The sequence below is a fragment of the Paenimyroides aestuarii genome (assembly GCF_024628805.1).
In the GTDB taxonomy this organism is placed as follows: Bacteria; Bacteroidota; Bacteroidia; order Flavobacteriales; family Flavobacteriaceae; genus Flavobacterium; species Flavobacterium aestuarii_A.
Window position 1 is genome coordinate 81,978 of the sequence record NZ_CP102382.1, and the last position, 13,411, is coordinate 95,388.

8 protein-coding genes are annotated in these 13,411 nt (G+C 34.2%); 3 read left to right on the forward strand and 5 right to left on the reverse strand.

Annotation, left to right across the window (positions count from 1 at the left end; translation table 11 throughout):
• The first annotated feature begins 41 nt into the window (after positions 1 to 41).
• From NPX36_RS00375 to NPX36_RS00385, 3 genes are read left to right on the forward strand one after another with little or no spacing between them, the layout of a single operon-like run.
• Positions 42 to 1,124, forward strand: a complete 1,083-nt coding sequence (locus NPX36_RS00375; RefSeq protein WP_450091405.1) for a putative type IX sorting system protein PorV2 — start codon at positions 42 to 44, stop codon at positions 1,122 to 1,124.
• Positions 1,117 to 2,241, forward strand: a complete 1,125-nt coding sequence (locus tag NPX36_RS00380; RefSeq protein ID WP_257499473.1) for a lipoprotein N-acyltransferase Lnb domain-containing protein — start codon at positions 1,117 to 1,119, stop codon at positions 2,239 to 2,241. The genes NPX36_RS00375 and NPX36_RS00380 overlap by 8 nt, the downstream gene beginning before the upstream one ends.
• Positions 2,234 to 2,965 (forward strand): tyrosine-protein phosphatase, encoded by a 732-nt coding sequence (locus NPX36_RS00385; protein WP_257499474.1) that lies wholly within the window; start codon positions 2,234 to 2,236, stop codon positions 2,963 to 2,965. The genes NPX36_RS00380 and NPX36_RS00385 overlap by 8 nt, the downstream gene beginning before the upstream one ends.
• 42 nt (positions 2,966 to 3,007) lie before the next feature.
• On the opposite strand, the gene NPX36_RS00390 is transcribed toward NPX36_RS00385, so the two are convergent.
• The 5 genes from NPX36_RS00390 to NPX36_RS00410 form a co-directional block, all read right to left on the reverse strand.
• Entirely contained in the window at positions 3,008 to 3,877 is an 870-nt protein-coding gene (locus NPX36_RS00390) for a YitT family protein (RefSeq protein WP_257499475.1), read from the reverse strand.
• Positions 3,878 to 3,888: 11 nt separating this feature from the next.
• On the reverse strand, positions 3,889 to 6,549 hold the full coding sequence (locus NPX36_RS00395; protein WP_257499476.1) for an adenylate/guanylate cyclase domain-containing protein: 2,661 nt from the start codon (positions 6,547 to 6,549) through the stop codon (positions 3,889 to 3,891).
• Position 6,550: 1 nt separating this feature from the next.
• A complete protein-coding gene (locus tag NPX36_RS00400; RefSeq protein ID WP_257499477.1) occupies positions 6,551 to 8,584 on the reverse strand; it encodes an adenylate/guanylate cyclase domain-containing protein in 2,034 nt (677 codons plus the stop codon).
• Positions 8,585 to 8,735: 151 nt separating this feature from the next.
• Positions 8,736 to 11,549, reverse strand: coding sequence for a M16 family metallopeptidase (locus NPX36_RS00405; RefSeq protein ID WP_257499478.1), 2,814 nt, complete (start codon positions 11,547 to 11,549; stop codon positions 8,736 to 8,738).
• 120 nt (positions 11,550 to 11,669) lie between these two features.
• The gene (locus tag NPX36_RS00410) at positions 11,670 to 13,403 is read right to left on the reverse strand and encodes an aromatic amino acid hydroxylase (protein WP_257499479.1); all 1,734 of its coding nucleotides are present in this window, start codon (positions 13,401 to 13,403) and stop codon (positions 11,670 to 11,672) included.
• Positions 13,404 to 13,411 lie beyond the last annotated feature (8 nt).

Consider the following 13,411-nt stretch of genomic DNA (forward strand, 5'->3'; position numbering starts at 1 on the left):
ATATATTGTAAAATTTTGTAATATTTGTAAAAATTATCTAAGTGAAAAAAGCTTTATATATATTGCCTTTACTTTTTGGTACGGCTTTTATGCAGGCACAAACTGCACGAAAATACTCTAATGAATTTTTAAATATTGGGGTTGATGCCGCATCATTTGGTATGGCAAACAGTGTGATTGCACAAACCGGCGATGTAAATTCGGGCTATTGGAATCCGGCAGGATTGATACATTTGCAAGACAAACAAATCAGTTTAATGCATGCCAGTTATTTTGCCAATATTGCCCAGTATGATTATGCAGCTTTCGCAATGCCTATCGATGAAAAAAGTGCTTTGGCTTTTTCTGCCATTCGCTTTGGGGTAGATGACATTATGAATACCACCGAATTAATCGATCAAAACGGAAACATTGATTACAATAGAATTTCACTTTTCTCTGCTGCAGATTATGCTTTTAATGTTTCATATGCCCGCAAATTATCGGTAGAGGGTTTATCTTTAGGTACCAATGCCAAAATTGTGCGACGAGTGATTGGCGATTTTGCAAAATCATGGGGTTTTGGCTTAGACGTGGGGCTGCAATACCATACCGAAAAATGGAAATTTGGATTAATGGCTCGCGATATCACGACCACTTATAACGTTTGGAATATCAATGAAGCCGAATTTGAAAAAATTAGAGGAGCCGTTGAAGGTCAAAACCAAACACTCCCTGAAACTACCGAACTAACGTTGCCTAAACTACAACTAGGTGTGGCAAGAGATTTTGCATTAACAGAAAAATTTAACCTTACAACAGCTGCAGTTTTGCATACGGAATTTTACGAAACAAATGCTTTAATTTCCACTTCAGCTTTCAGTATTCAACCTTCTGCAGGATTTGAATTTGGGTATGATCAAATGGTGTTTGTGCGTGCCGGTGTGGGTAATTTCCAAAACGAATTACAAATTGATAATTCTGAAAAAGTAACCTTTCAACCCAACATTGGTTTAGGGTTCAAATACAAAGGAATTCAGGTAGATTACGCATTGACCGACATCGGTGATCAAAGTGCATCGCTGTATTCAAACATCTTTTCACTAAAACTAGATCTAGGTATTTTTTCAAAATCAAATGACTAATTTCATTCACACGTTTAAACAACAAATGCTATGTATTATTTGTTGTTTTTCATTTTTATACACCCAATCACAACCTTCCTATTTAACAGAGCAAGCAGAAATTAGCGTTTTAACATGCGGAACAGGCGATGAAATGTACACCCTTTTTGGGCACACGGCGTTGCGAGTAAAAGATTTTAATCAAAATTTGGATGTGGTTTACAATTGGGGAATGTTTGATTTTAGAACGCCCAATTTCTACAGCAAATTTGTAAAAGGCAATTTGCTTTATTATCTTGATGTATCTTCTTTCAGTGACTTTTTGAACAGCTATACTTTAGACAATCGACAGGTTATAGAGCAAGAACTTCGTTTGTCATACAACGAAAAAATGGCAATTTGGAACAACATCAACAGTCAGTTAAAAGGTCCAAAGCGTTATTACACCTACGGTTTTATTAAAAACAATTGTACCACAAAGGTGGTTGATGTGATAAATAATGCAATCCAAAAACCTTTGAATGCAAACTTTCCGGCTAACAATCATTCCTATCGATTTATTTTGAATGAAGGTTTAAATGCGCATTATTTTGAAAAATTAGGCATAAACCTGCTGTTTGGATACCCAACTAACCAGCAAAATAAGTTGATTTTTTTGCCGGTAAAGCTCCAAGATGCCCTTCAATTTAATCAAGAAATTGTGCAAAAGGAAAAGATATTGTATGCAAAAAAAATAGAGCAAAAAGGAATTTCGCTGAATTCGGTTTACACATTGTGGGTCATTGTACTTTTAATTGCTTTGTTTGCGTTGAAACATACAGCTCAAAAAATTTACTTTCTAGCCACAGCCGCTTTTAGTTTGTTTTTTTTAGCAATAAGTCTTTACAGCCAACACGAGGAATTATTTTTAAATATGTGGATTTTTTTCTACAATCCATTATTTTTTCTTGCGCTTCAATTCCGTAACATAAAAATGCTGTTTATTGCAATAGCTTTAACCGTTATAGGGTTGATTTTTATGGGAATAGAATTATTACAGGTTGCTGCACCCTTGATAACACTGCATTTGGTCTATATTGTGGCACTATTTTTGAGAATGAGAAAGATATTACCAAAGTTAAAAGTAACCAATGTTTAGTTTTTTAAAAAAAAAGAAAGCACTTAAAGAAATAATGCCCGATGCGTTTGTGGATATACATTCACACTTGTTATATGGTTTAGACGATGGAAGCAAATCGTTAAACGATACAAAAAAATTAATTGAAAACTTAAAGTCGTTTGGTTTTGAGCAATTTATAACTACACCCCACACCACACCTTTGGTTTGGGAGAACACAAAAGAAGGCATTACACAGCAATATGAAAAAGTGAAAAGCGAATTGGGTTTTTCAACCGCACAATTCAGAGTAGCATCTGAATATTTAATGGATGATTCTTTTTTAAAACGTTTAGAAAACGAACGTTTATTGTGTTTAAAAGACAATTATGTGTTGGTTGAAATGTCTTATATAAATCCGCCTATTCAGCTATACGAAATAATAATGGAACTTCAATCCCAGAATTACCAACCCATTTTGGCACATCCAGAACGCTATAATTTCTATAAAAGAGATTATGCAAGTTTTAAAAAGTTAAAAAGTGCAGGATGTTTGTTTCAAATGAATTTGCTGAGCAGCACAGGATATTACGGCAGCGGAATCACTGAAGTAGCCGATTATTTATTAAAAGAAAATATGTACGATTTTGTTGGAAGCGATGTGCATCACAGCAAACATATCGATGCATTTAGCAATGATTTAAAGATTAAAAACATTGATAAATTAGAAAAACTAATACCTAATAATGCATTTTTTAAGATGTAAAAAAAAATCCTGATATGTTCGATTAATATCAGGATTTATGTTTTAGTGTGCGTGTTTTTTCTTTAAAATTCCGCCCGCTGTTTCCTTAATGGAACTTGAGAATATGAACGCTTTATCATCAATTTCATGGATTGCATTTTTCAGTTTTCGCACTTCTAAACGTGTTACCACTGTATAAACAATATCTGTTTCGGTACTCACATCAAAACTATCTTTCATAAAACCGCGTTCGCCTTTATAAACTGTAATTCCTTTGCTCATTTGTAACACTAAAAAGGCTTTAATTTCTTCGCTTTTAGAGGAGATAATGGTAACGCCTGTAAATTCTTCAAAACCTTCCACCACATAATCAATCGTTTTTGATGCTACAAAATAGGTGAGCATGGAATAGAACGCTGTTTCTAAACCAAAGAAAATAGCTGCTATCAGGAAAATTAAGATATTAATTCCCAAAATAATTTCACTCATTGAAAAACCGACTTTCTTTCCTGTGTAAACGGCCAAAACTTCTATTCCGTCTAAAGCAATGCCGCTTTTCATACCAAAACCAACACCTAATCCTATAAAAAATCCGCCAAAAACAGAAACAATTAATTTATCGTGCGATACTTCAGGAAAAGGTATAAATAGCAAACAAAGCCCCAGAACTATAACCGAAATAATTGATTTTATGGCAAATGATTTTCCTATTAATTTTCCGCCTAAAAGCAAAAACGGAATATTTAAAGCCACAAATATGAGTGCAATATTAATATGGTATTTTTTATAAAGCAGTAATGCAATACCCGTTACACCACCATCGAAAAAATGGTTAGGAATCAGTAAACTTTTCAATGCAAAACTAATGCAAAGAATTCCCAAAAGCATGAATATGTAATCTTTAAAACGGTCTTTTGATAAAATTTTTTCCATTATTAGGGTGGCTATGAAATTTGTTTTTTAATTGTTTCTAAATTTTGTTGTTTTTTGTCGTTGCGCAATCTCTTGGCTGATTCGGTAAAATAATTATGCTTTTCAAAAAATGAAACTTGGATGTTGTTCCAGGTATCCACATCGGCTATTTTGTTTTCTGCCTTTAACTCTTCAAAAAGTCCGTTTGAAATTTCTTCAAAATCAGTTCTTCCTAAATAATCCAAATCGGCATCTGCAATGATCTGTTCTAAATGACTGGTAGGGCTTTGCGGTATTTTTGTAGCGCGAATCATTCCTTTTATTTTTTCAATTTCGTTGGTACTGTATCCAAAATCGGGCAAGTATTGTGCTGCAAAATCACACGAAATTTCTTCATGCCCTTCGGCTTGCACAATAAATCCGGAATCGTGAAAAAGAGCAGCAACTTGCAGCAGTTCGGTGTTTTTACTGTCAATACCTTCTAATCGGGCATACCGAATTACGGCGTCGTGCACGTCTAAAATATGGTTAATGTTGTGGTAATGCAAATGTTTGGGAAGTTCGTTTATTTGTTTTTCCACAATAAATTGTTGTACTTTCTTAAAATTCACACTTGGTTGTTTATATTCTGCAAAGTACATATTTACTTGAGAATCTTGCAATTTTTCTGGGCGTAATTCAGTATCAAAAATGTTTTTTATCAATTTTTGGGTGTTTTCACTAATGTTTACTTTGCCAATTGCTCCGTGTACCTCCATTTCTGCAGCAATATTTACGGCACTGCCCCAAACATCATATGCAAATTTCTTGATACCTACAATCCCTGCAACCACTTCACCGGAGTTGATCCCAATGCGCATTTCAAAATATTCTTTGCCTTCGGCTATGCGCTTTTGTTTGTATGTTTCCATAAAATCGCGAATTTCTAACGCAGCATACACCATTTTAACTGCGTGCTTTTCGTCTTTTGCGGGCAATCCGCTTACCGCCATGTAGGCATCGCCAATGGTTTTTATTTTTTCGATGCCGTATTTGCTGATAATCCTGTCGAATTCCTTAAAACAATAGTTCAATTCTTCAATTAATTCGGTAGAAGAAACTTTTTCGGTTAATTTCGTAAAATCTTTAAAATCTGTAAAAAGAATAGTGACACTATCGAAAAATTTGGATTGGGTTTTTCCTTTTTCCTTTAATTCCAAAGCGATTTCTTCTGGCAAGATATTCAACAATAATTGTTCTGATTTTAAACGTTCTACATCTAATTTTCCGTTTTGAATTTCAATTTCGTTTTTCTGAATTTCAATTTCCTTTTTTCGGTTTTCAACTTGTGTTTCTAGTTCTTGGTTGATGTTTTCAATAATTACTAATTTTTCTTTTTCTTGATGCAAATGATGTGCATTAAGCTCTTCAACCTCTAGCAGTTTTTCTTCGTTTTCTTTATTTATATATGAAAAATACCATGCCAAATAGGCCGACATGGAAAACGGAATGCTAAAAATGGATAAGATAAATCCAAAAAATACAATTACTAGTAAAATGTTGACCGTTTCGCTTTGTGCATTTCCTAATTTTAAGGTGCCGTTTTTAGAGAAAATCATAAATACAATTATTGCTAATACGAAAAAAAAGATGGTAAGAAAAATACCGCTAGCTAAAATACGTGCGCCTTTCACTTTTTTTAATATGGCTTTAATAAGCAAAACTGTAGATTCAATGCAAGCAAAGAAAAACAAGAAAGGAACCATAAAACCACTTACATCAATACTAAAAAACAAAATAACGACCGCCACTGCTGAAAGTATAGAGAAAACTTTAAATCGGCGTTTATCTTTGGAAAACAATTTGTTTACCAACCCACTCAAGGCAAAACCTGCCAAGCATACCAGAAAAATAACAAACTTGTTTAGAACATCTTCATACATAACATTTGACACCATGAAAATAGAAGAAAGGCCTATAAATATTCCTGCCATACTAAAACTAAACAGACTAAAAAACAAATTGGGCTTAAATTCACGGTAAAAAAGGAATAATATCAGGTGAAACACAGAAAGGGTTAAAAAAACCATTCCAATAATCATAATCACGGACGATGTCATATTTTTAGACTGCGTGTTTCCTAGTGCATTTCCAATTTTAGTAATTTTAAATTCAAAATCAAAAAATGAATCGGTTGTTTTTATTTCATCATTTTCATACTTTATGGCAAAGGTATGCTTGCCAGGATTTTCAAAAACGAAGTCAATATAAGGTGTATTTAATTCATTAATCGTAAAAACGCCTACTTTTGCGTTGTTTTCGCTTGAAAATTTACCAAACGTTTTAAGAAGTTTTCCGTCTAAATAGATAGAATATGCACCACTCAGGTTAACAGAAAACCCCAGAGGCACACCAACAATTGTGGAATCTACAACGAATGAATTTCGGAACCAACCAATTTTATCAAAATTTATTTTGGTTTTAATGGTGTTCCCAAAAGTATCTGTTTTAATGATTGTCCAGCTGTTGTCATTAAAGTCGCTATTTTTCCATTCGTCGTTTGTGCCTTGCTGAAATTTCCAGCCATGCAGTTTTGTGAAATAACTTTCGCTTTCATTTATCGATTTCATAGAAAACTTCGGCAAAGAATCGTTGGTTTGTGCAAATGAAGAAATGCACAGCAAAAACACTATAAATTGTATGAGCTTTTTCATCTTAATCATTTTTAGTTTCTACAAAATACATTTTTGCCAATCCTTTTCCTTTAATTTCCAGCTCTCCGCGATAAGTAAACTCAAAATAATCTTTGGCCAATTCATAGGTGGTATGCCCCACATTGATTTTACCGTTTTCGCTTTTGGCTTTCATTCGGGCAGCGGTGTTTACGGCATCGCCCCAAATGTCGTAAGCAAATTTCTTGATACCCACAATTCCGGCAACCACTTCACCGGAATTAATTCCGATTTTAATTTCGAAATAAGGTTTGTTTTCTTTTTTTCTTTCTTCTTGATAGGTTTTGATAAAATGGCACATTTCTAAAGCCACTTCGATCATCATTTTAGCATGATTATCATTTACCAACGGAAGTCCGCTTACTGCCATGTAGGAATAACTGATTGTTTTAATTTTTTCGATTTGATGTTTGGTTGTAATTTCATCAAATGCTTTAAAGCAATGATTCAACTCGTCTAATAATTCTTGAGAATTCAGTTGATTGGAAACCGTATCTAAATTGGTGAAATCTGAAAATAAAATAGAAACACTGCTGAACTGCTTGATTTTGCTTTCGCCACTTTCTTTTAATTCATCGGCTACATCTTTAGGTAAGATATTCAATAATAAATCTTCTGATTTTTGTTTTTCGGCAAGCAATTCACTTTGTTGTTTTTCGATTTCTTGTTTCTGAATTTCAATTTCCTTGGTACGTTCTTTTACTTCGGTTTCCAAGAAATTCATTTTGTTTTCAAGAAGTTCTTTTCGTTCTTGTTCTTGTTGCAAGGTTTTTTCAGAGAGTTGCTGTACATGTTTTAGCTGTTGTTTCAATTTACGGCTAACCGCAGCGAAATTTGATGCTAAATAGGCAGACATCGCAAAAGGAGTGCTAAAGAAAGATAAAATTCCTAATAAGAAAAGGATACTCAGCGAAATCGTATTCATGGTTTGTGTAACGAAAACTACTCCAACCAGCATACCTAGAAGCATAGCAAAACCAAAGCTACAAATAAGTCCAATGGCTATGATCTTTGAGCCCGGTTTTTTGTTGATTGCCGCAATTAATACAATAATGATGGCTTCTAAAAAAATGAAAGTAGTTAAGATGGAAGCGAAAAAGGATATATCAAACGAAACAAAATACATTAATAGCAAAATAATAACTACACAAATACTTAAAATGATAAAACGTAGTTTACTTTTACTAAATAAAAAGTTCACAGTTCCGCTTATTGCCAATGCACCAATTAAAGAGAATACAACAGAAATTGGGTTTGTCACTTCCGCAAATTGTATTCCTTCAAAACCATTTTGCAATGCCGGTGCATATCCAAAAAGATTACTTAGACCAGAGCATATATTAAAAATTCCAAAAAACAGATTGGCAATGAATTTGCGATAAAACCCAAACAAAATAAAATGGATAACTCCTAAAGTGATAAAAATACAACCAACACCTGTAATTACAAGCCACAAATAGTTGTTGAATTCCATCTTTTCTACATACTTATCTACCGAAACTAAAGAAAACTTAAAACCATTTTGCTGAAAAGCACTTTGTTTTTCATAAAGTGCATCTGTATAATGCACGGCAAATGTTTGTGTGCCTGGCTGTGAAAAGACAAATATTTTAGGCAGATTTGTTAAACTATCGGCAGGTGTGTTTGCTTTACCAAAACCTCCTAAGTATTTTCCGTTTAGATACACCTTTGCATCGCCTCTTGCATAGACAAGCAGTGATATAGGTACATTTACTAATGATGAATCAATAGCAATTTGCTTTCTAAACCACATTTGGCCTTTAAAATGGGGTGTTTTATTTTTTAAAAAAGCACTTGGAAGTGAATCCCAGCTGCTGTGATCAAAATTTGGATTTTTCCATACAGCATTGTTGCCCATTTGGGTGCGCCATTTCCCACTAATTTTTATTTCTTGCTCTAAATCTTTTAGAGAATAGATTTTTTCTGTTTGAATGCTGTCTTGCGCAAAACAAGTGTTTACAACAAATAGCACGAAAAGCCATAGAATATTTTTCAATTTTGACTTGGATTTTTAAAGGATGTTAAAAGGAAATAAAAGTACTAAAATTTTGTGAAAATCAACAAATTTCAATTCAAATAAGATTGATTATATAAAAAAACTCCGATTGAAATTTCAATCGGAGTTTTTATACCATTCAATTTAAAAACTATTTTTTAGCAGTTTCTGGTTTTAAAACAGCTATCACACGGTTTTTAGTTAAGTATTTTTTAGCTACTTCTTGTACATCTTTCACCGTTAAAGCTTTTAAGTTCTTTTCAAAATCTAAAGCTTTTTCTGGGTTTTCTTGCTCAGAGAATGCATTTGTTAAAACGCCTAACCAATATCTGTTTTCTTTCAAAGATTTTGTGTAATCGGTCATTTCACCTTCTTTAAACTTGTCTAAATCTTTAGCTTCTGGTCCGTTTTGCTGAATTTTTTCAACTTCTTTCAAAGTCAATTCAATTAATTTATCAGCATCTTTTGGATTGGTTGGGTACGAAATGGAGAAATCGTAAGAACCATAAGGCAATTTGCTTAAGCTACCACTTGCACCAGCACCATACACACCGCCTTCTTTTTCGCGTAATTCTTCGATCAATTTAATCGTTAAAATTTCGCCTAAAGCTTGCATTGCCAAGTTTTCTTTTTGTGAATAAGTAGTTTCGCCACCGTAAGAAATGCGAACCGAAGCTTTGTCGTCTGTACCTTTAAATACTTCTTTTTTGTGGATTCCTGTTTTTGCACGGAAGCCTGTATCTTTAGGTGCTTCTTTGCGGTTTAAAGCAGGTAATGAAGCAATGTATTTTTCAGACATCGATTTCATTTGCTCATCGGTAACATTTCCAACAAAGAAAAATTCAAAGTCGCTTGCATCTGCAAAACGCTCTTTATACAATTCGTAAGCTTTTTTATAATCGGTGTTGTCCCAATCTTTTTCTGTAGGAATTGGTGACGAGTAACGCGCATTGTGGCCATACATAAAATCTGAAAGCTCTATTTGGAAGAATACTTCCGGCATCGCCATAATGTTTGCTAAATAAGATTTTGTTTTGTTTTTTTCAGATTCAAACGCTTTTTCATCGTAATTCAAATCAGTGAAATATGCGTGTACTGATTGGAATAAAAATTCTAAATCTTTTGGTGTTGCATTTCCAGAGAAACCTTCGGTGATGCCACCCACATAAGGGGATACACGATACAATTTACCTGTATTGAATTTAGCCAAAGCATTTTGATCCATACCTGCAATACCTGCTTGCGGAACAGAACCTGATGCGTGTTGTATTTTTTTATAGGTTTCATTGTCTATCAAGTTAAAACCACCAAAACTTCTTGCACCAAACACAATTTCATCATTTTTAAAATCGGTTTTTTTGTAGGTAACTTTTGCGCCGTTTGATAGCGTTAAAGTAGTAGTACCCAACTTATCATTTTTAGTTGTATTAGTAACCTTACCTGGCTTGATTTCTTTGCGAATTAATGATTCAGCAACTACAGCATCTTCATAAGGTGTAATTTCAACTTTTGATACATCTAAAGCAGCCAATACATCTTTTTCGGTAGGTGTTTTTAATCCTTCTTTTTCAGGTCCGGTTAAGATAATCACACGGTTTTCTTCTTTAATGTATGATTGAATAACGTTGTTTACATCTTTCAATGAGATAGTTGGCAACAAATCTTTCACCAAGTTGTATTCATAATCGATAGATGGTATCGCTTCACCTTCTAAAAAGTTTCCTTGATATTGGCCAAGGTAAGCAGATGAATTGTTTTTATCTTTATCGTTAAATGCTTTTTCATAAAACGCTAAATATTCTGTTTTTGCACGCTCTAATTCAGACTGTGTAAAACCGAATCTTTTTGCACGTTCGTTTTCAATAGCCAAAACGCGTAAAGCTTCTAATTGTTTGTCTTCGCCTGTCATAGCCATAGACTGAAAAGCTTCTTTTTCGCGCCCATACATGCTGCCGTGAAAGCTGTATCCATAAACAAATGGTGGATTTGCATCGTTAGTGTATTCTTCTAAACGCGCGTTTAGCATTTGTGAAAACAATCCTTCGATTAAATCTTTTTTATAATCGCCAACCGTTGTTGAAGGTTTTGCCTTTTCGTTGTCTTTATAAAAAATTTGTACGTTTGAAGAGGTGGCTTCTTTATCAGTGTTTACAGATACAAAGGTTTCCTTGTGATTTGGAATATCAAATGATTTGCGTTCTTTTGGATTTGCAGGGTTTTTGTATTTTCCGAAATGGCTTTTAATTTTAGCTTCCATTTCATCAACATTGATATCTCCAACCACAATAACAGCCATTAAATTGGGGCGGTACCAATCTTTATAAAACTGACGAATTTCTTCGTGTTTAAATGTTTCTAAATTTTCTTTTGTACCAATTGGCAAACGTTTCGCATACATTGAATTGTAAAGCATTTTTGGCAAATAATTCTTCATCATTCGCTCATTCGCTCCTAAACGTGTACGGTATTCTTCAATAACCACACCACGCTCATCATCAATATCTTTTCCATCTAAATTGGCATTAAATGCCCAATCTTCTAAAATCTGGAAACCCTTATCCAATTTCACAGGATCATCTGAAGGAATTGGCAAGAAATATACCGTTTCATCAAAACTGGTGTAGGCATTTAAGTGTTGCCCAAACTTCACCCCAATGCTTTGAAGGTAGCTGATTAATTCATTTTTAGGGAACGTTTTGGTTCCGTTAAAAACCATATGTTCCATAAAGTGCGCCAAACCAACTTGCTTGTCGGTTTCTAAGATAGATCCAGCGTTTAAAACCAAACGTAAATCTACTTTTTTCTCTGGTTTTCCATTTTTACGGATGTAATACGTTAATCCGTTGTCTAATTTTCCAATACGTACATCAGGGTCTGTTGGTAATTTTTGGTTTAAGTCTGCAACTTGTGCCCAAATTGATGCAGGTAAGATCAAAAGACCTAAAGTAAGTTTTTTTAAGTTCATTTGTAGTATTTTAAATTTCTCAAAAATAGAAACATTTCTCTAAAAATAAAATTAGAAAGTGGTAACAAAGTGTTAAAATATAAAAAAAGACTCTTTTTTATGAGAGTCTTTAATAAAATATTACAATAAATTCAATCCGTTTGCAATTAAATGAGCCACTTCGGGTCTGTTTGCTTTTACTTGCAACAAATGCGCTAAAGCACGCTCATGTAGTGTTGGGTTTTGCTGTTTGGATAGTTCAACTATCTCAAGAGTAAGCAACCAATCTTGCGGATGTTCATGGATTAAATCATTTAAAATAGCTTCCAAATTTTCAGATGATTGTTGTTCGCGATGACTTCTCACTTTTTGATACAAACTTTCTAAAGCCGCTCGTTCATTGGTTTTTTTCGATTTAATGGTTTGAGTGGTTGGGACATGCGTGATCATATCAAAACTGTTTACATCAGCCGGTCCGGAAAAGGCAGAAACAATTTTTTTGCCAACCGCCATATCATAAGTACCCCATTCAGGTTGGAACAAAACAGTTTCATTATGAGTAACGGTACAATTTTTAAAACTTATTAAAATGATTTCACCACGCAGATTTCGGGAACCTGTAATAATTTCACCGGCTACCTTAATATCTCCTTCAAACTCAAGCTCCACGTAATTTCCTTCATATATATTGTATGCTTGCAAATCGCGCGGTCCCATATCTTCAATTGTTAAATTGATATGTTTTAAACGACCAATAGGACTTCCAAAACCTTCGGAATGATAAGCTGTTCCATGGTTTACCAATTCCTTTTCTCGATAAGCCAAGGCTGTTTTTCCTGTTGTTTGAATATAAACAGGTTTGCCGTCGTGCTCAATCACATTAGTAAAAACACCCGAAATTTGCAGACCCGTTGAAAGTTCAATAGTTCCCAAAGCTTTAGAATGAATCAATTTTTCAACACCACTTAAACCTCCGGTTCTCAAAGCCATTTTATTGGCAAATTCTTCCAAAACCATACTCAATTCCGCAAAATCTTTAGTCACATAAAGTTGAGGTTGTGGCTTGGTAATATCAAAACCTTGATAAGCAGCATCGATACTATAAGGTATTTTTGTTACCTTATTTGTCATACACCATTCGCTTTCCCCGATTGATGACAATAATCCGGCACCATATATCTTTGGATTTTCAACAGTCCCAATTAAACCATATTCAACGGTCCACCAATGCAAATTTCGAATTAAAGCCATTTCAGATGGCTCGGTGGCTTTGGCTTGCAGTTCATCTACTTTATTGCGAATGCGTTTCAACTCACTTTCAGGTGTGCCTTCTGCTTCTTCTAAAATAGATAATTCGCGTATGGCTTCATAAATTTCATAATCGTGGGCAGAGGAAATAGCTTTGCAACCAATTTCGCCAAATCGTCTTAGATATTCTGCATATTCCGGATTTGCTATAATAGGAGCGTGCCCTGCACCTTCATGAATGATATCAGGAGCGGGTGTATATTCAATGTTTTCAAGTTGACGAATGTCGGAAGCAATAACTAAAACGTTATAAGCCTGAAACTCCATAAAAGCGTTTGGGGGAATAAAACCATCTACCGCCACTGCAGCCCAGCCAATTTCCTTTAAAATACGGTTCATACCGTACATGCTTGGGATGCTTTCAATAGAAATACCTGTTTTTTTTAAACCTTCTAAATACGAAGAATGAGCAACTTTAGAAAGATAATCTACATTTTTGCGCATTACATAGCGCCATACAGCTTGGTTTATAGGGGTATAATCTTCGTAGTTTTGTGGTTTTATAAATTGTTTTAGATGCTTTGGTAAACGATCAAGTAACGGATTGGTTTCAAAATGCTCGTTCATATTTAATA

Excerpts from the sequence above, each read along its gene's own strand:
- NPX36_RS00380 (WP_257499473.1), top strand. The coding sequence starts at position 1,117 with ATGACTAATTTCATTCACACGTTTAAACAACAAATGCTATGTATTATT.
- NPX36_RS00385 (WP_257499474.1), top strand. The coding sequence starts at position 2,234 with ATGTTTAGTTTTTTAAAAAAAAAGAAAGCACTTAAAGAAATAATGCCC.
- NPX36_RS00390 (WP_257499475.1), bottom strand. The coding sequence starts at position 3,877 with ATGGAAAAAATTTTATCAAAAGACCGTTTTAAAGATTACATATTCATG.
- NPX36_RS00395 (WP_257499476.1), bottom strand. The coding sequence starts at position 6,549 with ATGAAAAAGCTCATACAATTTATAGTGTTTTTGCTGTGCATTTCTTCA.
- NPX36_RS00405 (WP_257499478.1), bottom strand. The coding sequence starts at position 11,549 with ATGAACTTAAAAAAACTTACTTTAGGTCTTTTGATCTTACCTGCATCA.
- NPX36_RS00410 (WP_257499479.1), bottom strand. The coding sequence starts at position 13,403 with ATGAACGAGCATTTTGAAACCAATCCGTTACTTGATCGTTTACCAAAG.